The 19,535-nt window shown below is 66.1% G+C and carries 18 protein-coding genes; 4 read left to right on the top strand and 14 right to left on the bottom strand.

What is annotated here, in order from left to right:
• Positions 1–18: 18 nt before the first annotated feature.
• Entirely contained in the window at positions 19–444 is a 426-nt protein-coding gene (locus SPHME3_RS0101805) for a JAB domain-containing protein (protein ID WP_231291969.1), read from the top strand.
• 524 nt (positions 445–968) lie between these two features.
• Positions 969–2,549 (top strand): anti-phage dCTP deaminase, encoded by a 1,581-nt coding sequence (locus SPHME3_RS20595; RefSeq protein ID WP_029720786.1) that lies wholly within the window; start codon positions 969–971, stop codon positions 2,547–2,549.
• A gap of 10 nt (positions 2,550–2,559) precedes the next feature.
• Here the strand turns inward: SPHME3_RS20595 and SPHME3_RS0101820 are convergent, their stop codons facing one another.
• The 3 genes from SPHME3_RS0101820 to SPHME3_RS0101830 form a co-directional block, all read right to left on the bottom strand.
• On the bottom strand, positions 2,560–3,291 hold the full coding sequence (locus SPHME3_RS0101820) for a class I SAM-dependent methyltransferase (RefSeq protein WP_017977561.1): 732 nt from the start codon (positions 3,289–3,291) through the stop codon (positions 2,560–2,562).
• Positions 3,288–4,415 carry a peptide chain release factor 2 gene (gene prfB / locus SPHME3_RS0101825; RefSeq protein ID WP_017977560.1) on the bottom strand — a complete coding sequence of 376 codons (1,128 nt, stop codon included), beginning with the start codon at positions 4,413–4,415 and terminating at the stop codon, positions 3,288–3,290. The genes SPHME3_RS0101820 and prfB overlap by 4 nt, the downstream gene beginning before the upstream one ends.
• Positions 4,416–4,530: 115 nt before the next feature.
• A complete protein-coding gene (locus SPHME3_RS0101830) occupies positions 4,531–7,053 on the bottom strand; it encodes a penicillin-binding protein 1A (protein ID WP_017977559.1) in 2,523 nt (840 codons plus the stop codon).
• A 95-nt stretch (positions 7,054–7,148) separates the two neighbouring features.
• On the opposite strand from SPHME3_RS0101830, the gene SPHME3_RS0101835 reads away from it, so the two are divergent.
• Positions 7,149–7,859: a CPBP family intramembrane glutamic endopeptidase gene (locus tag SPHME3_RS0101835; protein WP_017977558.1), complete on the top strand. Its 711-nt coding sequence runs from the start codon at positions 7,149–7,151 to the stop codon at positions 7,857–7,859.
• Positions 7,860–7,894: 35 nt separating this feature from the next.
• Here SPHME3_RS0101835 and SPHME3_RS0101840 read toward each other — a convergent pair whose 3' ends face one another.
• The 10 genes from SPHME3_RS0101840 to SPHME3_RS0101885 all read right to left on the bottom strand — a co-directional run bounded on the left by SPHME3_RS0101840 (position 7,895) and on the right by SPHME3_RS0101885 (position 17,633).
• Positions 7,895–8,212 carry a hypothetical protein gene (locus tag SPHME3_RS0101840; protein WP_231372496.1) on the bottom strand — a complete coding sequence of 106 codons (318 nt, stop codon included), beginning with the start codon at positions 8,210–8,212 and terminating at the stop codon, positions 7,895–7,897.
• An 84-nt stretch (positions 8,213–8,296) separates the two neighbouring features.
• Positions 8,297–9,058, bottom strand: coding sequence for an ABC transporter permease (locus tag SPHME3_RS0101845; RefSeq protein ID WP_017977556.1), 762 nt, complete (start codon positions 9,056–9,058; stop codon positions 8,297–8,299).
• 58 nt (positions 9,059–9,116) lie between these two features.
• The gene (locus tag SPHME3_RS0101850) at positions 9,117–10,046 is read right to left on the bottom strand and encodes an ABC transporter ATP-binding protein (protein WP_017977555.1); all 930 of its coding nucleotides are present in this window, start codon (positions 10,044–10,046) and stop codon (positions 9,117–9,119) included.
• A gap of 62 nt (positions 10,047–10,108) precedes the next feature.
• Positions 10,109–10,546, bottom strand: a complete 438-nt coding sequence (locus SPHME3_RS0101855; protein WP_017977554.1) for a hypothetical protein — start codon at positions 10,544–10,546, stop codon at positions 10,109–10,111.
• Between the two features lie 138 nt (positions 10,547–10,684).
• Entirely contained in the window at positions 10,685–12,373 is a 1,689-nt protein-coding gene (locus SPHME3_RS0101860) for a sensor domain-containing diguanylate cyclase (RefSeq protein WP_018250524.1), read from the bottom strand.
• Between the two features lie 67 nt (positions 12,374–12,440).
• Entirely contained in the window at positions 12,441–13,154 is a 714-nt protein-coding gene (locus tag SPHME3_RS0101865; protein ID WP_017977552.1) for a DsbA family protein, read from the bottom strand.
• Positions 13,151–14,503: a M48 family metalloprotease gene (locus SPHME3_RS0101870; protein WP_026151785.1), complete on the bottom strand. Its 1,353-nt coding sequence runs from the start codon at positions 14,501–14,503 to the stop codon at positions 13,151–13,153. The genes SPHME3_RS0101865 and SPHME3_RS0101870 overlap by 4 nt, the downstream gene beginning before the upstream one ends.
• Positions 14,504–14,956: 453 nt before the next feature.
• On the bottom strand, positions 14,957–15,919 hold the full coding sequence (gene glpX / locus SPHME3_RS0101875; RefSeq protein ID WP_017977550.1) for a class II fructose-bisphosphatase: 963 nt from the start codon (positions 15,917–15,919) through the stop codon (positions 14,957–14,959).
• Positions 15,920–16,143: 224 nt separating this feature from the next.
• A complete protein-coding gene (gene dapD / locus SPHME3_RS0101880; RefSeq protein ID WP_017977549.1) occupies positions 16,144–16,971 on the bottom strand; it encodes a 2,3,4,5-tetrahydropyridine-2,6-dicarboxylate N-succinyltransferase in 828 nt (275 codons plus the stop codon).
• Complete coding sequence (locus SPHME3_RS0101885) at positions 16,968–17,633, bottom strand: pyrimidine 5'-nucleotidase (RefSeq protein WP_017977548.1); 666 nt, start codon at positions 17,631–17,633, stop codon at positions 16,968–16,970. Before SPHME3_RS0101885 ends, dapD begins: the two co-directional genes overlap by 4 nt.
• A gap of 118 nt (positions 17,634–17,751) precedes the next feature.
• Between SPHME3_RS0101885 and SPHME3_RS0101890 the strand changes: the two genes are divergently transcribed.
• Positions 17,752–18,750, top strand: a complete 999-nt coding sequence (locus tag SPHME3_RS0101890; RefSeq protein ID WP_017977547.1) for an LLM class flavin-dependent oxidoreductase — start codon at positions 17,752–17,754, stop codon at positions 18,748–18,750.
• On the opposite strand, the gene SPHME3_RS0101895 is transcribed toward SPHME3_RS0101890, so the two are convergent.
• Complete coding sequence (locus SPHME3_RS0101895) at positions 18,725–19,387, bottom strand: HPP family protein (protein WP_017977546.1); 663 nt, start codon at positions 19,385–19,387, stop codon at positions 18,725–18,727. The genes SPHME3_RS0101890 and SPHME3_RS0101895 overlap by 26 nt on opposite strands.
• Positions 19,388–19,535 lie beyond the last annotated feature (148 nt).

The raw sequence follows: 19,535 nt of genomic DNA on the forward strand, positions 1-19,535 counted from the left end.
GCGTGACAGGACATAAGCGTGACGACGACGCCCCCCTTCCCGGTCATGGGCCCCGTGCCCGCCGCGGCCCCCGCCCCCGCGGTGACCGGCGCCACCGCGGCGGCGCGGCTGTTCGCCGGGCTGGCGGAGGGCGCGGTGGAGCGCGCGGCGGTGCTGTATCTCGATCCGAAACGGAGGCTTCTGGGCCGCATCGATGTCGGCGGCGGGCGGGCGTCGGTCGCGCTGTCGCTGCGCATGGTGATCGCGGGCGCGCTGGCGCATGACGCCGCCGCGCTGATCCTGGGCCACGGCCACCCGAGCGGCGACGCCACCCCCAGCCCCGCCGACCTCGCCTACACCCGCGCGCTCGCCCGCGTGTGCGCGGCGGTGGAGGTGGAGTTGCTCGACCATCTGATCCTGGCGGGCGACCGCATCACCAGCCTGCGCGCGCTCGGGATGGTGTGAGTCGGCCGCGGATTCGGACGCGGCGGGGCCGTACCGCGGGTTCCAAAGTGGACAATGTGGACGATACGTAACGTGCGGGATCGGGGACCCGCATTTTCGAACCGGAGACTGGAAGGGGGCAGCGGGGCAAAGCGCTCGCGGCATAGACGATGTGTGGCACAGATTATGGATAATTGGAAGAGATCGCAGGTAAAAGCCTGCCCTCAATCCAACCAAATCCCTACGCTGTTTCTAAGGGCGTCGAGCTATTTTAATCGACGCCCTTCAGCTTTAACGAAGCTGCATCGGTAGCACCTGACTGCGTGAGACATTTCGTGCGTCACCGCCAGCGTTTGATGACGAAGAAATTGGTACAAATTCTGCACCCATGCGTCGGGCAAGCCGATCAGCTGCCCAATTAGCCTCGCCAGCGTCCCGACGGGGGGATGATCCATGATGGTCGTTAGCCACGGCTTCCTCCTGCTTCGCCAAACGCATTCATTGCCATATACGTTCAACTCAACGACTTCAACAATGGAGAACGTATGGAGAACGGAATTGGTGCCGTCCGATTTCCAGAGCTCGTTATCGGGATAGCTGGTGCGTTAGGAGTCGCCATTGAGGATATAGTCGCCTCCTTATCCGACGCGCTCAGTTCGGTTTCCTACCAATCGGTCATGATCCACGTCACAAAGGAAATTTCAGAAGAAGTCACCAATCTCCCTCGGCCGGCAGGCACCGATTTCCTGACCGAAGCAAACTATAAAATGGACCACGCCAACGAGGTGTGCCGCAAATACGGCAGCGCGGATACATTGATGCGCTTTGTGATGAAAGCCATCCGAAGACACCGCGCGGAACAGGAAAAATCAAACGGTGATGATGACGATTTACCAGAAAATAAGGTAATTCCACAAACTGCTTACATCATTCGTCAGCTAAAGCGACCCGAGGAGGTAAAGCTCCTCCGAAAAGTTTACGGTAAGCAATTCATTCTGGTTTCCGCTTACGGCTCTGAGGAGCATCGCCGATCAGCTATTGAGACAAAACTCAAACGAACATTGCCATTGAACACGCCAGATTTTCAAATAAGCTGTCATGCAGAGGAGCTTCTTCACAGAGACCAAAGTGAGGGATCTGAGAAAAATGGCCAGCATCTTCGAGACACGTTTCATCTGGCGGATGTTTTCGTTGACGGCATCACGAAGTCCTCGATGCAGGCCACGATCAACCGGTTCGTTCACGCTTTTTTCGGACGTGCTGACATTGCACCTACGAAGGCCGAGTACGGTATCTATGCTGCAAAATCAGCATCTCTCCGTTCGACCGACCTATCGCGACAAGTAGGTGCCGCCATATTTAGTCAGGATGGAGAGGTTATTTCCCAAGGCTGCAATGAAGTACCAAAGGCTTTTGGGGGTACATATTGGGACGGAGAAGATCCGGACTATCGCGACATCAAACTTGGATATGACCCAAACGATGTTTTAAAAAAAGAAGTTGTAAGGGATTTACTCGAACGCTTAGCGGCTGGCGGAATGCTTTCCAAGCGAGCAACAGAGATCGGTCCGGCCGCCGCCATCGTTGACGCCTTGCTGAAGAAGCCCTCGGAGGATGATCCAGATGGGCATGGCTGCTTATCTGAAGCCGCGGTCACAGATTTAACCGAATATGGCCGCGTCGTTCACGCGGAAATGGGGGCGATCTGCGACGCTGCCCGGTTGGGCCGGGCTGTGAAAGGCTCGATATTATATTGTACTACATTTCCGTGCCACAATTGCACAAAGCATCTTTTAGCTTCTGGAATTCAGAAGGTTGTTTATGTTGAACCATACCCAAAAAGCAAGGCGAAAGAACTACACGAAAACGAAGTGGAAATAGAGAACGCGTCCACAAATCGAGTCAGTTTTCTGCCATTTTTGGGAATTTCTCCTTTCCGATACCGAGACATTTTTGAAAAGGGGCGCCGCAAATCTGATGGAAAAGCCGTCAGGTGGATTAGCGGGGAACCAAAGCCTATGATCGACCTATCTGCTCCGACATACACTGACCTTGAGTTGTTCGAGCTTCACAAGCTGGGCTTCAAAATCCAGCCTCTATCTACAGCGCCCTCAACCAACAGCTAAGCGTCCCCCGTCAATCCCGCATCACGCACGGCTTGATCGCTTCCGGCTCCGGCCGGCGGCCGACCGCCTTGAACGTCACCATATAGCCGCCGGCGGACGGCATGTCGGTCATGGCGACCTGGCGGTAGCCGACCGCCTCGAACTCGCACTTCAGCAGCGCAGGCGGCGTGCCGTGGTTCTTGGTCTGGCGGTTGGCGTCGACGACGACGACCAGGCCCTCGGGCTTGAGCGAGGGCCTGAGGCGCCAGAGGAATTCGTAGGGTTGTTCGATCTCGTGGTACATGTGGACCATGAGGACGCGGTCGAAGCTCGCCGGGGGCAGCTTGGGGTCGGCGGGGGTGCCGAGGCGGACGGCGACGTTTTCGAGGTCTTCGCGGGCGACGCGTTCGGCCAAAGCATCGCGGACGCTGGCGACGATATCCTCGGCCAGCACGCGGCCGTGTTCGCCGACGCGTTGGGCGAGGCGGATGGTGTAATAGCCCTCCCCTGCGCCGATGTCGGCGACGGTCATGCCCTTGGCGATGCCGGCCTTGTTCATCACCTCCGACGCTTCGTTGAGGCGATCGCGCGCCTCTTCGTTCGACCAGCGGGCCGAGACGATATGCGCGACGGGGCGGTCGGCGACCGGGAACTGGCTGGGCGCGTCGTCGCGCTTCAGCAGCGGCTTGGACCCGTCGCACGCGGACGCGACGAGGCACAGCCCCGTGGCGGCGGCGATGGCGCGGGCCCGGAGCCGGATCAATCCACGTCCTCCACGTCGACCTTCTCGCCCGTCACGCGCTGCGACAGCGCGGCGGCCATGAACGGATCGAGGGCGCCGTCGAGCACGTCGCCGGGCGCGGTGGAGGTGGTGCCGGTGCGCAGGTCCTTCACCAGCTGATACGGCTGGAGCACGTAGCTGCGGATCTGGTGGCCCCAGCCGATGTCGGTCTTGGTGGCGTTTTCGGCATTGGCGGCCTGTTCGCGCTTCTGCAATTCCAGTTCGTACAGGCGTGCGCGCAGCTGGTTGTACGCCTCTGCCTTGTTCTTGTGCTGCGAACGCTGGTTCTGGCACTGGACGACGATGCCGGTGGGGATGTGCGTGATGCGCACCGCCGAATCGGTGGTGTTGATGTGCTGGCCACCGGCGCCCGACGCGCGATAGGTGTCGATGCGCAGGTCGCTTTCGTTGTAGTCGACGACGATATTGTCGTCGATCACCGGATAGACCCAGACGCTGGAGAAGCTGGTGTGGCGGCGCGCGGCGCTGTCATACGGGCTGATGCGGACGAGGCGGTGGACGCCGCTTTCGGTCTTGGCATAGCCATAAGCGTTCTCGCCCTTCACCAGCAACGTCGCGGACTTGATGCCCGCCTGTTCGCCGGCGTGATAGTCGATCAGCTCGACCTTCATGCCGCGGCGTTCGGCCCAGCGCGTGTACATGCGTTGGAGCATGCCCGCCCAGTCCTGGCTCTCGGTGCCGCCGGCGCCCGAGTTGATTTCGATATAGGTGTCGTTGGCGTCGGCTTCGCCCGCCAGCAGCGCCTGGATCTTGTCGTGGTCGGCGCGTTCCGCCAGCTGGGCAAGCGCCTCGACGCCCTCCTGCTCCATCGCGGTGTCGCCCTCGGCCTCGGCCATTTCGATGAGTTCGACGGTGTCGTCCATCTCGGACTGGATGGCGCGGGTGGCGGTGATCGCCTCGTCCAGGCGGCGGCGTTCGCGCATCACCTCCTGCGCGGCCTTGGGGTCGTTCCACAGCGCCTGGTCCTCGACGCGCGCGTTCAGCTCGTCGAGGCGGCGCAGCGCGCGGTCCCAATCGAGGAACCGGCGCAGCAGCGCCAGCGCGTCATTGATACGGTCGACGTGGGACTGCGCTTCGGCGCGCATGAAACTTCTCCAAAAACCAAACGTCATGCCAGCGAAGGCTGGCACCTCATGCGGCAAAGATGGTGCCCCACGAGGAAGATCCCAGCCTGCGCTGGGATGACGAACAGAATGTTCGCTAGTAGATTCCGCCTTCCCTTTGCAGGAAATCGCTGTCGCGCTGCGTGTTGGTGGCGCGTTGCGGGGCGGCGGCGGTGGCGGTCGCGGCGGGGGTGGGCCCGCGATGGATCGCGCGGCGCGGCTCGCTCTGCGGCTTGAACGCTTCCCAGATCACCGCCGCCTTGGGATCGGTGTCGGTCGGGAAGGTGCCGTAGACCGGGCGGCCGGTGGCGCGATCGATGCGGACCATGCGGATGCCGGCGGGGGCGCGGAAGGGGATCTTGTCGAGCCCCTCATAGGCCTTGACCGCAAATTCCTTGAAGATCGGCGCGGCGAAGGTGCCGCCCTGCGCATAGCCGCCGAGGTTCGAGGGCGTGTCGTAGCCGACGTAGAGGCCGCCGATGAACTGCGGCGTGCCGCCGACGAACCAGACGTCGGTCGGCCCGGTCGTCGTGCCGGTCTTGCCCATCATCGGCCGGTCGAGATCGCGCAGCACGACGGCGGTGCCGCGCTGGATGACGCCTTCGGTGATGTGGACCATCTGGTACGCAGTGAGCGGGTCGATCGCCTGACGCGTGCGATCGCCCGGGCGCGGCATCGGCTTGCCATTATAGTCGGGCGCGTTGCAGCCGTCGCAGCCGCGCCAGTTTTCCGGCCAGATGACCTTGCCGTGGCGGTCCTGCACGAAATCGATCAGCGTGGGTGCATGGGCGCGGCCCTGGTTGATGAGCGTCGCATAGGCGTTGACCATGCGGCTGACGGTGGTGACGCCCGCGCCCAGCGCATTGGCGAGATAGGGCTGGTAATCACCCACGCCCATGCGCTTCATGACGTCGACGACGCGCGGCATGCCGGTGGTCGCGGCGGCGCGGACGGTCATCAGGTTGCGCGACTGTTCGATGCCCCAGCGCATCGTGTGCGGCCCCGCCCCGCGCGAATTGCCGAAGTTGCGGAAGCACTTCTGCCCCAGCCGCGCGCCCTGGTAGACGCAGAACGGGCCGTCGACGATGATGCTGGCGGGCGTCATGCCGTTTTCGAGCGCGGCGGAATAGACGATCGGCTTGATGGTCGATCCGGGCTGGCGCATCGCCTGCGTCGCGCGGTTGAACGCCTGCAAGCGGCTGTCGAACCCGCCCTGCATCGCGAGCACGCGGCCGGTCTGCGGCTCTTCGACGACGAAGCCGCCGCTGATCTTCGGCACCGAACGGATGGCGTAGCTACCGCCCTGCGGCGCGACAGCGATGATGTCGCCGGCCTTCAGCGCGGCGAAGGCGGTGCCGCCACGCCCACGGACCGGCATCTGCGCCGCGCCGCGCGGCAGCGTGCCGGTCTTGCCGTCGGCGAACCCGATCTGCCACGCGTCGCCCTCGCGCGCGATAACGATGGCCGCGCGCCAGTCCTTATAGTCGAGGCCGATGTTGGTGTTGAGCAACGGCTGCAACCAGCCGTCCGCGTCGTCGAGGTCGACGTGGCGCAACGGGCCGGACCAACCGCGCCCCGAATCGTAGCGGAGTAGGCCGTCGCGCAGCGCCTGCGCCGCGAGGTCCTGCAACCGCGTGTCGAGGCTGGTGCGCACCCACAGGCCGCCGGCATAGACGCTGAACGGGCCGTCGCGCTCGGTCTCGCCGAACTTGTCGATCAGCTGGCGGCGGACCTCTTCGACGAAATAGCCGCCGACGCGTTCGTATTTCGGCGTGCGGCGCAGGATGGTGCCGAGCGGTTCGGCCACCGCCTGATCGTGCTGGGCTTGCGTGATGAAGCCGTTCTTCAGCATCTCGCCGAGCACGTAATTGCGGCGGGCGAGCGCGCGATCGGCATGGCGGACAGGATCGTAGTTCGACGGGCCCTTGGGCAGGATGGCGAGATAGGCGAGCTGCGCGAGATCGAGCTCGTTCAGTTCCTTGTCGAAATAGGCATGGCTCGCCGCCTCGACGCCGAAAGCGTTCCGGCCGAGCGCGATCTGGTTGAGGTACAGTTCCAGGATCTGCGGCTTGGTGAGCGTGTCCTCGATCTTATAGGCGAGGATCGCTTCCTTGAACTTGCGCGTCGGCGAATATTCGTTGCCGATCAGCAGGTTCTTGGCGACCTGTTGGGTGATGGTCGATCCGCCCTTCGCCCGCCGGCCGGTGCCGAACTTGCGCACGTAATCGATCACCGCGCCGCCCAGGCCCGGATAGTCGACGCCATGGTGTTCGAAGAAGGTCTTGTCCTCCGCCGCCAGGAAGGCGCGGACGAGGAGCGGCGGATATTCGGCGTAGCTCAGCTCGACGCGGCGTTCGCGGGCGTAGGACTGGATCGGCGCGCCGTCTGCGCCGCGCACGTTGGTGGGCAGCGGCGGTTCGTAGCTGCGCAGCTGATCGACCGAGGGCAATTGCCGCAGCACCGTCACCCACAGCACACCGTATCCGACGACCGCCAGCACGGCGAGGATGGCAAGCCCCTTCACCCACCAGCGCCCCCAGGAGCGGCTGACGAGGCCACGCACGCCGCCGGCGTCGCGGAAGGCGGTGAATCGGCTGGTGCGGGGGGGATCGGACGCCATAGACTGGAGCGCGCATCTACACGGCTTTGGCCGCGCTTGCCAGCCTGTGGGCGGGCGGACTGGTGCGAGGGGGCACGAACCGATAGGCGGCGGCGATGCTGGTCGCGATCCTCCTCGTCCTGACATTGGGCTATCAGGCGCTGATCCTGTGGCGCGGGCAGTTGATGGCGGGGTGGCGGATCGGCTTTGCCGCGCGCCACCTGCGCTGGGCGTCGGGGCTGTGGCTGGGGTACGGCCTGCCGGCATTGCTGGGACTGGCCGCGATCGGGGGGCTGGGAGCGATCGGCGGCATGCCGCTTGCCTTCCTGCCGCTGGCGCAGACGCTCGGTCTGCCGCCGGGGGCGATTGCACCGACGACGATCGCACTGGGGCTGGCGGGCGGCAGCGCGCTGGGGCTGGCGCTGACGTGGTGGCGGGCGCGGCGCGGGCGCGGGCCGTGGACGATCGGCGATGCCAGCGCGCTGCTGCCGCGGCGCGACGGCGATCTGTGGCCGGCAGCGGTGCTGGCGATATCGGCGGGGGTGACGGAGGAGCTGTTCTTCCGCCTGTGGCTGCCGCTGATCGTGACGCTGGCCTGCGGGTCGGGCGCAGTGGGGATGGGGGTGGGCACCGCCGCCTTTGCCGCCATGCACCGCTATCAGGGCTGGGCGGGAATGGCAGCGAACCTGATTGGCGGCGCCCTGCTCGCGGCGCTGTACATGGGGACCGGCAGCCTGTGGGTGGCGATCGCGGTGCATGCGCTGGTCGACCTCAACGCGCTGGTGCTGCGGCCGTGGGTGGCGTCGCGGGTCGTGGCGAGAGGGTGACGGCTGGCCTGGCTCCCCCTGCCGCCCCGGTGCAGCTACATGCCGTGGTGGGCGTTATCGAGGAGGAAAGCTGCAACCCAACACGCCAGCAAGGCGGCGCCAAGGCAGGCAAATTTGAGCCTGTGAGGCCTATCGGCGCGCACAATTGCAGTTACAGTACACAATATATCGATGGCAACGAAACATAGCAGGATAGGCGCTGCGAGTAGCATCCAGCCAAATGCGTTGCCGATGTTTGCGCCGGGCACCCCGGCTAGCTCCGGTTCAATCCAGTAATCTGACGCGATGAATAGGAAGAGGGCCAACGCGATGGCGTTGATGATCAGGAGGAGGAGCGTGGCCCGGCGTGTCATGCAGAGGTGCATGCGCGATCAGTATGCATTTCCCGTGCAGTCCGTATCCGCTTTCACGTCAGCGAAGGCGCAAATACGCCCCCTTCAGTTCTTCAGCCGCCAGCCGCTTTTGAAGATCCAGGCGATGATGGCGAGGCAGAGGATGAGGAAGCCCAATGTGACGCCGAGGCTGAGCCCGATGTCGACGTCGCCCTTGCCGAAGAAGCTCCAGCGGAAGCCGCTGACCAGATAGACGACCGGGTTGAACAGGCTGACCGTCCGCCACGGCTGGGGCAGCATGTCGATCGAATAGAAGCTGCCGCCGAGGAACGTCAGCGGGGTGATCAGCAGCATCGGCACGAAGTTCAATTGTTCGAAACTCTTGGCCCAGATGCCGAGGATGAAGCCGAACAGGCTGAACGCGATCGCGGTCAGCAACAGGAACGCGACCATCGCGGCGGGATGATCGACGCGGATCGGCACGAAGAAGGCCGAGGTGACGAGGATGATGATCCCCAGCACGACCGACTTGGTCGCCGCCGCGCCGACATAGCCCAGCACCATCTCCATCGCCGAGACGGGGGCGGAGAGCAGTTCGAAGATCGTGCCGGTGAATTTGGGGAAATAGATGCCGATCGAGGCATTGCCGACGCTCTGCGTGAGCAGGCTCAGCATGATGAGCCCCGGCACGATGAAGCTGCCGTAGCCGACGCCGTCCACCGTCTGCATCCGGCTGCCGATCGCGCCGCCGAAGACGATGAAATAGAGGCTGGTGGTGAGCACCGGCGCGACGAGGCTCTGCCAGAGCGTGCGCAGCGCGCGGGCCATTTCGAAGCGATAGATCGCCCAGACGCCGTGGAGATTCATGCGCGGCCCGCCTTTCGGAAAGTCACAAAAGTCGCGCCGACGACGGTGTTTTGCGCGCTCATGCCCGCTCGCCCACCAGGTCGACGAAGATGTCCTCGAGGCTCGATTTCGAGGTTTCGAGGTCCTTGAACGCGATGTCGCGTGCGGAGAGTTCGCGAAGCAGCGAGGGGATGCCGGTGTGTTCCTCGGTCGCGTCGAAGACGTAGCGCAGCGTCTTGCCGTCGTTTTCGAGGCTGAGGTGCCAGCGGTCGAGGCCGTCGGGCACCGCCACCAGCGGTTCGACCAGCGCGAGGTCGAGTTCGCGCTTGCCGAGCTTCTTCATCAGCGCCGATTTCTCGTCGACCAGCAGCAATTGCCCCTTGTTGATGACGCCGACGCGGTCGGCCATTTCCTCGGCCTCTTCGATGTAATGCGTCGTCAGGATGATCGTGACGCCGCGTTCCCGCAGGCCGTGCACCAGCTTCCACATGTCGCGGCGCAGCGCCACGTCGACGCCGGCGGTGGGTTCGTCGAGGAACAGGATTTCGGGTTCGTGCGCCAGCGCCTTGGCGATCAGCACGCGGCGCTTCATGCCGCCCGACAGCTCCATGATCTTGGCGTCGCGCTTGTCCCAGAGCGACAGATCGCGAAGGATCTGTTCGATATAGGCGCTGTGACCCGATCGGCCGAACAGCCGCCGCGAGAAGGTGACGGTGGCGAGCACGGTTTCGAACATGTCGACCGACAGTTCCTGCGGCACGAGGCCGATGCGGCGGCGCGCGGCCTTGTAGTCGGCAATGGCGTCATGCCCGGCGACGTGGATCGTGCCGGTCGACGGCGTGACGATGCCGCAGATGATGCTGATCAGCGTCGTCTTGCCGGCGCCGTTCGGGCCGAGCAGCGCGAAGATTTCGCCCTTGTTGATCGTCAGTTCGACGCTGTGGAGAGCGGTGAAGCCGCCCTTATAGGTCTTGGACACGCCGGACACGGCGAGGATCGTTTCCGGCATTGATGCGCCCCCTTGGTGCGGCGGGAGATAGGGTGCTCAAGCGGCTGGAAAAAGGGGGGCGCCTATTCGACCGCGATGATCTGACTGGGCAAACGCACGTACACCACGTGCGTCCAGCGATTGAAACTGTCCGTACGGCCATGTTTGACGTTGACGACCATCTGTCGCGTGACGATCCCTTCTACCGTGACGCGCTTGTCCTTGAGATAGGTGTCGGCAGGCACGCCATAGCGTTTCGTCAGGACGCCCGCGACGTTCGGCGCGAGGCGGAAGGTCAGCACATCAGGCGATCGATAATCGTCCGTCGAATTCAGATACGTGGCTTCCCGCGTCTTACCGGTCGCTCGTACCGTGATCGCGAACCGGCCATGATATCCCCCGCGCGATGTGTCGGCGGCGGCAATCGCTTGGGCGACGTCCAGGACCGGCTTGGCCGGTGCGGCGGCGACCGTCGCTGCGGCGACGACCGCCAGGACGATTGGGTTCAGCATGCGACGCATATCACCTCCACAGGTCAGCAGGGTCTGCTACCGGTATAGCGGCCCGAACGCCCGACGCCATCAGCAAGCCGGTTCGGCCGGCAAGATGGCAGCAGATCGCCCCTCCCCTCACCTGCCATCCCGATCGGCGCCCGTCCGTCATTCCGCTGCGAGGGGGATGTCCGCTATCGCGTCGCGGGCGCGGTCGGCGCTCATCACCCGGTTGCGACCGGCGGATTTGGCATCGTAGAGCGCGGCGTCGGCGGCGGCCATGAGCGCCGGGATCGTGCGGCCGTGCCGTTCCGACGTGGCGACGCCGAGCGATGCCGAAATCGGGAAATTATAGGCGCTCGACAGCTCGGCGATCCGGCTTCGGATCACCTCGGCACGGGCGACGGCGTGGTCGTGATCGCAATTGGGCAGGACGACGACGAGTTCCTCGCCGCCATAGCGACAGGCGACGTCGGTCTTGCGCAGGCCGACCAGCAGCAGCGGGCCGACGTCGCGCAAAATGTTGTCGCCGACGGCGTGCCCGTGTTCGTCGTTGATCGTCTTGAAGTGATCGAGATCGATCATGATGATCGACGAAGCGGGCGCGGCGGGGCCGTTTCCGTCGAACAGCCGTTCGAGTGCGTCCTCCATGTAGCGGCGATTGTACAGGCCGGTCAGCCCGTCGCGCAGCGCCTGGGTGCGCAGGCGTTCGCGTAGCGCGATGTTCGACAGCGCGAGCGACATGCCATCGGCGAGCGCGGTGGCGACGAGGCGCAGTTCGCCTGTGTCGGCGGATTCGCCTTCCGGGGCGACCATCACCAGCATGCCGAGGATGTTGCCGCGCGCGATCATCGGCACTTCGATCGAGGCCGACGCGCCGTGGTGCGCATGCATGCAGCGCAGCGACTGGTCGCCATCGCCGTTGACGTGCGGCTTGCCCCGCTTCAGCGCCCAGCATTCGTTTGGCGTAATCGTCATCGGCAACAGCTGGTCGGCGCGCGCATCGCCCCATTGGGTGGACAAATGCAGCCGGTCGCCCGAATTGTTAAAGACGTACAGCGCGCCCAGCACGCTCGGTGCGAGCTGCGACGCGGTCGCCGACAGGATCAGGTTCGCGTCGCGATGATCCTCCGCCGCCTGCAGCATGTCGTGCATGCCGAACAGCAGCTCCAGCCGACGCCGGGTCGCCGCTTCGCTGGTCATCGCATCCAGGCGGCCGCGCGATTCGGCGATCACGCGACGGTAGGACCGGCCGATCGCCAGCGCGAGCAGGATCACCGACGCGATCTGGAACCAGAACAACAGGTTGAAGATCATCCAGATGCGCTGCGATGCGGCCGCGGCATCCGCCCGGCTGCGATCGATCGCCCGCCCGACCGATGCCTGCACTTCCTCCATCGCCCGTTCGGCGGCGGGCAGCGTGAGGATGCCGACCGCGCGCGCGTCATCATGCGTTTCATAGGCGGCGTCGGTGCGGCGCCACCCCTGCACCAGCGTCTGGATTTCGCCGTGGATGCCCGGATCCAGCGCATAGCTGCGCTGGTCGATGCGCAGGCGCGGCACGATCGTTTCGACGTCGCGGAGCGAGGTGTAGAATTGCGCGATCGCCTTGCCATCGTGGCGGACGCCCGCGACGTTGTGGAGCGCATCCTCGGCGTTGGACAAAGCACGCGACAGATCGGCGAGCGCGGCGGCATGCGCGTCGAACCGGGTCCGCTGTTCGCGACTGGCGTGGATCAGGGCGTAAGCGGTCAGCTGCGCAAGGACGATCGCGAGCGTCGCCAGCAGGATCGTTCGCGGTGCCGTGAACCGCTGGGATAGCGACCGGTCGAGATGCAAGCGCTTGAAGACCGTCATGAATTGTCCTTTCGACAGGACTAGCATTCCGGACTTTGACAAAGTGCTAATGCGACGGCCGGTCCGCCTACCGTGCCCGCGCCGCCTGAATCGCCTTTTCGATCTCCTCGATCGGCAGCGCGCCCGACAGGATGCGGTCGCCGACGACCCAGCTGGGGGTGCCGTTCATGCCGAGCTTCACCGCGGTCTGCATGTTCTTGGCGATTTCGGCGGTGATGACGGGGCTTTGCAGGCCCGACAGGCTGACGCCCGCCTTCGCCGCCGCCGCCTGGATCGAAGCATCGCTGACCGGGCCGCCGGCGTAGAGCGCGTCGTGGAAGGCCTGGAACTTGCCCTGCTGCGCGGCGAGCAGGCTGGCGCGGGCGGCGACGCGGCTTTCGTCGGACAGGATGGGCAGGTCCCGATAGACGACGCGCAGTTTGGGGTCGCGCTTGATGAGGTCGGCGATCATCGGCAGCGAGGCGCGGCAATAGCCGCAATTATAGTCGAAATATTCGACCAGCGTCACATCGCCCTTGGGATTGCCCGCCCAGGCGCTGCCGAACGGCGTTTCGATATCGCGGCGATTGGCGGCGACGGCCTGGCCCGATTGCTGGTCCTGCAGCTTCTGCATCGCCTGCGGGATGATTTCGGGATGGCTGAGGACATAGTCGTGGACGACGCGCTCGATCCGCGCCTGGTCGGGGCCGCCCGGCGAGGCGAAGCGATCGTAGCTCCAGACGGCGCCGGCGCCGATCACGACACCGAGAGCCGCGATCAGCGGAAAAGTGTATCGGGTCATCTCTTCTTATATTTCTTGGGGTTGTCGTCCATGTCGTTCTGCGCGGCCATGGCGATGTCCTGCGCCCGAATCCAGTCGGGCGTGTTTTTCGGGATATTGGCGAGCGCGTAGCGGGCGCTCTGCGCGGCGGTGCGCATGTCGCCGTCCATGCTGGCACGCTCCGCGGTGGCGAGCGCGGCGCGCGCGGTGTCGCCGGTCAGTTCGTAGGCGGTGCCGAGCTGATACCAGGCGAAGGGGTTCTGATCGTCGCGGCCGGTGGCGACGCGCAGCACGCGGATCGCTTCGGGATAATGCGTCTTGTCCTCGGTCGCGATCAGCGCGTGGCCGAAGGTGGTGGCGATCAGCGGGTTGTTGCGCGAGCCTTCGGTCGCGGCGCGCAGGGGCGCGATGGCGTCGGCGGGCTTGCCGGCTTCGAGCAGGATCTGGCCGCGGATTTCCTGAAAATAGGGATCGTCGGGCTTGGCCTTGATCAGTGCCAGCGATTCGGCGTCGGCTTTGTCGGGATAGCCGGCCTTATGATAGGCATAGGCGCGGGCGTAATGCGCGTAGATGCTGGTGTCGGTATCGGGGAAGTCGCGCAGCGTCCGCTCGGGCGGCATGACATAGCCTTCGAGTTTCGCCTTCACGCGGCGGAAGCGTTCCTCGAGCGCCGGATTGGGCGGCGTGTTCCACGACGGCGCGGCAGTGAGCACCGCGGTCAGATTGGCGATGCGCTCGCCCGACAGCGGGTGGGTCTGCATGAACGGATCGATATTCTCGACGCCGTAGCGATATTCCTGCTGCTGCAACGTCTTGAAGAAGGTGAGCATCCCCTTCCCCGTGATCCCGGCGGTGGTGAGGAAGCGCGCGCCAGCGGCGTCGGCAGAGGATTCCTGCGTCCGGCTGAACGAGAGATACTTGCCCATGCCGGCCTGCTGGCCGAGCGCCATCAGCCCCGCCCCCGCCTCGCCCGCGCCGGCCGCGACGGCGGCGAGGCCGAGGACCATCGACAGAAGCGTGATGTGCATCGCGGGCTTGATGCCGGCATCGGCGAGGACGACGTGCCCGTCGGCGATATGCCCCAGTTCGTGCGCGATGACGCCCTGCACCTGGTTGGCGCTGGTCGCCGCCTGGAGCAGGCCCGAATGGACGTAGACGGTCTGGCCGCCCGCGACGAAGGCGTTGATCGAATCATCGTTGATGAGGACGACCTTGACGTCGCGCGGCGACAGGCCCGCCGCCTTGACCAGCGGCGTGGACATGTCGGCGAACATCGCCTCCGTCTCGGCATCGCGCAGGATCGACTGGGCATAGGCCGGCTGGGCGGCCAGCAGCACGCTGGCGGCGGCGGCGATGACGAGGCGCTTCAGGGCAGGCACGCGAGCGATCATAGGCGGGCCGGGCGGCGGGGTCACGGGCAAACGACGGACGCTGGCGGGCATGCGACGGGTGGTTAGCGGCGGGCGGGTGAACGGGGGGTGAGCGGGGTTTTGGTTCGCGCGACGACACGAAGACGCGAAGACTATGGTTCGCGCAGAGGCGCGGAGGACGCGGAGGGGGCGCGGGTGCGGCGGCGTTGCTCGCGATGCCTTGGGAGGGTGTAGGCGCGCTGTCGCGCGATATCGGCTGTGCGTCCCCTGCGCCTTTGCGCGCGAAAGCCGTGGGCCACCTGGCGCGCGCTGGGAGCCGTCCCCAGGCGCGCCGTTCGCCCTGAGCCTGTCGAAGGGCGGCTGTCCACACGCATGGGCGATGCTCGGGGCGATCCGCCCTTCGACAGGCTCAGGGCGAACGGAGGAGGGAGAAGGGTCCCTCCCCCTGCCCCTTTATGCCGTGCGGTGTTCGCCCTTGACCCAGCGGACGGTGCCGGTGGAGGCGCGCATGACGACGCTTTCGGTGGTCATCTTGCCCTTGCGGCGCTTGACGCCTTCGAGCAGCGAGCCGTCGGTGACGCCGGTCGCGGCGAAGATGCAGTCGCCCTTGGCCAGTTCCTCGAGGTCGTATTGCTTGTCCAGGTCTGCGATGCCCCATTTGCGGGCACGGGCGCGTTCGTCGTCATTGCGGAACAGCAGCCGTCCCTTGAACTGGCCGCCGACGCAGCGCAGTGCGGCGCAGGCGAGGACGCCTTCCGGCGCGCCGCCCGAGCCCATGTAGACGTCGATGGTCGTGTCGGGATCGGCGGTGGCGATGACGCCCGCGACGTCGCCGTCACCGATCAGCATCACGCCGACGCCAAGGCTGCGCAGCTCGGCGATCAGCGCCTCGTGGCGCGGGCGATCGAGGACGCAGGCGATGATCTCGTTGGGAGCCACGCCCTTGGCCGCGGCGATCGCCTTGATATTCTCGGTCGGCGACTTGTCGAGATCGATGACGCCGGCGGGCAGGCCCGGGCCGACCGCGATCTTGTCCATATAGACGTCGGGCGCGTTGAGCAGGCCGCCGGCTTCGGCGATGGCGAGCACCGCGAGGCTGTTGGGGCCGGCCTTGGCGCAGATCGTCGTGCCTTCCAGCGGATCGAGCGCGATGTCGATCGCCGGGCCGTTGCCGCTGCCGACCTTTTCCCCGATGAACAGCATCGGCGCCTCGTCGCGCTCGCCCTCGCCGATCACGACGGTGCCGTCGATGTCGAGGTCATTGAGCGCGGCGCGCATCGCTTCGACCGCCGCGGCATCCGCCGCCTTTTCATCGCCGCGCCCGGTCAACGTCGAGGCGGCGATCGCCGCCGCTTCGGTGACACGCACCATTTCGAGGACGAGAACCCGGTCGAGGAGCGTGCTGGCGTCGGACATGGGAGCCTTCCGTTTAACGTGTATAACGGGCCTGATAGACGCTGGCGGGGCGGGGTACAACGCTGATTCGACCGGGGTGGCGGTGCGCCAGGTCATTCGGGCCCGCGGCACTCGGAACCATCGTCACCCCGGCCTCGAGCCGGGGTCCCGCTTTTAGCCGCCGCGCGAGAAGAAGCGGGACCCCGGCTCAAGGCCGGGGTGACGGATGGGGGTTGGGTGGAAACTCAGTCGCGCAGCAGGTCGTTGATGCTGGTCTTGCTGCGCGTCTGGGCGTCGACGCGCTTGACGATGACGGCGCAGTACAGGGACGGCTTGCCGTCGCCGCCGCCCGTCGAGCCGGGAACGACGACCGCATAGGGCGGCACTTCGCCCTTGAACACTTCGCCCGTTTCGCGGTCGACGATCTTGGTCGAGGCGCCGAGATAGACGCCCATCGACAGCACCGCGCCTTCGCCGACACGGACGCCCTCGGCAACTTCGGCGCGGGCGCCGATGAAGGCGCCGTCGCCGATGATGACGGGGTCGGCCTGGAGCGGTTCGAGCACGCCGCCGATGCCGGCGCCACCCGACAAATGAACGTTCTTGCCGATCTGCGCGCAGGAGCCGACGGTCGCCCAGGTGTCGACCATGGTGCCTTCGCCGACATAGGCGCCGATGTTGACGAAGCTCGGCATCAGGATCGCGCCGGGCGCGACATAGGCGCCACGGCGCACGACGCTGCCGGGGACGGCGCGGAAGCCTGCGGCGCGGAACTCCGCCTCGCTCCAGCCCGAGAACTTGCTCGGCACCTTGTCGAACCAGTGGCCGGCGCCGGGGCCGTTATCGATCAGGCTGTTGTCGTTGAGGCGGAAGCTCAGCAGCACCGCCTTCTTGAGCCACTGATTCACGCGCCAGCCGCCGTTGCCGTCCGGTTCGGCGACGCGCGCCGTGCCGGCGTCGAGCAGCGCGAGCGCGCTGTCGACCGCATTGCGGACCTCGCCCATCGTGCCGAAGCCCAGATCGGCGCGGGCCTCCCACGCGGAATCGATAATGGGCTGAAGATCCTGGCTCATGATGCCTCCATGACATGTTGCAGCCACGGCGCGAGGTCGTGGACGGTGAAATCGATATGGTCGCGCGCGTCCTCCGGCCCCTGTTCGGAGCCGTTGTCGATCCAGACCGTGGTCATGCCGATCGCCTTGGCAGGCGTGAGGTTGCGCGCCATGTCTTCGAAGAAGATCGCGCGGGTGGGATCGATCGCGAAGGCGGCGCAGAGGCCCGCATAGGCCGAGGCGTGCGGCTTGGGCACCAGGTCCATCGCGTGGATATCGTGCACCGCCTCGAACGCGTCGCCCAGGCCCAGGCGGTCGAGGACGCGCAGCGCATAGGGCTTGTCGCCGTTAGTGAAGACGAGCTTGCGGCCGGGCAGTTGCGCGATCGCGGCGGCGAGCGGGGCGTCGGCCTCGAGCACGTCCATCTCGATCGCATGGACATCGGCGAGGAAGTCGTGCGGATCGACGTGATGTTCCGCCATCAGCCCGGTCAGCGTCGTACCGTGGCGGTGGAAATAGTCCTTCTGCAGCCGGCGCGCCTCGTCCCACGGCAATTCCAGCAGCCGCGCGACATAATCGGTCATCCGCTGGTCGATCTGCGCGAACAGGTTCGCGCGCGCCGGATAGAGCGTGTTGTCCAGATCGAAGATCCAGGTGTCGATATGGGCGAGCGCAGGCAGCATCGCCGCGCGTCTAGGCGGGGCGGCGGCCCTGCACAAGCAAGGGCGGCGTGCTTTGGCTTGGGGCGGGACAAGCCACTCTATGATTGCGAGCGATCACTCGCATAACCATATTCGTGGCATGACACGCTTTTCCCTGCTCGATCTGGTGCCCGTCGTCGAAGGCGGCACCGTCTCGCAATCGCTCAGCCGTGCCGCCGACCTGGCGCGCCACGCCGAGACGCTGGGTTTCCAGCGCTATTGGGTGGCGGAGCATCATGGCATGCGCGGCATCGCCAGCGCGGCGACCGCGGTGGTGATCGGCCATGTCGCCGCGGCGACGAAGACGATCCGCGTCGGTGCGGGCGGGATCATGCTGCCCAATCATGCGCCGCTGATCATCGCCGAACAGTTCGGGACGCTCGACGCGCTGTTCCCGGGCCGGATCGACCTGGGCCTGGGCCGCGCGCCGGGATCGGACCAGCGTGTCGCGCAGGCGATGCGGCGGACGCTGGACAGCGACCCCAATGCCTTCCCGCGCGACGTGATGGAATTGCAGAGCTATTTCGCGGACGACGGGCGGACCGGGATCGCCGCGACGCCGGGCGCGGGCGCAAACGTGCCGCTGTGGATTTTGGGGTCGAGCACGTTCGGGGCGCAGCTCGCGGCGGCGCTGGGGCTGCCCTATGCCTTCGCCTCGCACTTCGCGCCCGATGCGCTGGATGCGGCGCTGGCGATCTATCGGCGCGATTTCCGCCCCTCCGCGCAGCTCGACCGGCCGTATGCGATGGCGGGGTTCAACGTCTTCGCCGCCGACACCGATGAGGAGGCCGAGCTGCTGGCGAGTTCGCAGCAGCAGTCGTTCGTCGCGCTGCGCACCGGCAATCCGCGCCAGCTGCCGCCGCCGGTCGCGGGCTATCGCGCCTCGCTGGGGCCGCAGGGGTCGGGGATCCTCGACCATGTGCTGCAATGTTCGGCGGTCGGATCGCCCGCGACGGTGGCGCGCCAGACCGCGGCGTTCCTCGAGCGGACGGGCGTCGACGAAGTGATGGTGGCGAGCGCGATCTACGATCACGAGGCGCGCAAGCGGAGCCTGGCGATCACCGCCGAGGTGTTTAGCGGGCTTGCGGTGCCTGCCTGACGCGCGCGTGATGCGCGGCGCGGGCGAGCAGTGCGTCAAGGTCTTCGCGCGCGATGTCGAACGTCTCGTGCATGTCGGCGAGCGCCGCGTCGATGTCGCCGTCGGTGAAGGGTGACGCCGGCACCGGCGCGACGCGGTGCGGATAGGCGTGGCCGGACACGCGATGGAAGGCGAGGCCGGCGAGCACGAGCAGCGCCGAATCGAGCGCGACCGGCGAGAGCGGAAACCACAGGCCGGCCGGCGTGTGTGCGGCGGTCAGCAGCACGACGCTCAAGGCCACCGCGCCGCCGGGCGGATGGAGGCAGCGCGCCAGCGACATGACGACAATCGCGCCGCCGACCGCGATCGCGGCGGCGAGCGCCGTGTGCGGCACCAGCGCGACCACCAGCAGCGCCCACAGGCCCGAGACGGTATTGCCGCCGATCACCGACCAGGGCTGCGCGAGCGGGCTGGCGGGGACCGCGAAGACGAGCACCGCGCTCGCGCCGATCGGGGCGACGAGCAGGGGCGATGAGCCCGCATGGGTGGCGAGCGCGGCGATCAGGCCGGTGAACAGGATGCCGCAGGCGGCGCCAAGGCCGGCGCGGAGGCGGTCACCGAACTGGGCGCCGGCGAGGATCGGACGAAAGGCGGGCATGGCGCGCGTTAGCGGTGGAGGTGAGGGGACGGCAATCCTCCCCGGCACGGGGAGGGGAACCGCGCCGAAGGCGTGGTGGAGTGGGCTCGCCGCGAGCGTTGCGTTTGGGGAAGCCCCCCTCCGTCACCGCTGCGCAGTGCCATCTTCC

This window comes from Sphingomonas melonis DAPP-PG 224 (genome assembly GCF_000379045.1).
Taxonomy (GTDB): domain Bacteria; phylum Pseudomonadota; class Alphaproteobacteria; order Sphingomonadales; family Sphingomonadaceae; genus Sphingomonas; species Sphingomonas aquatilis.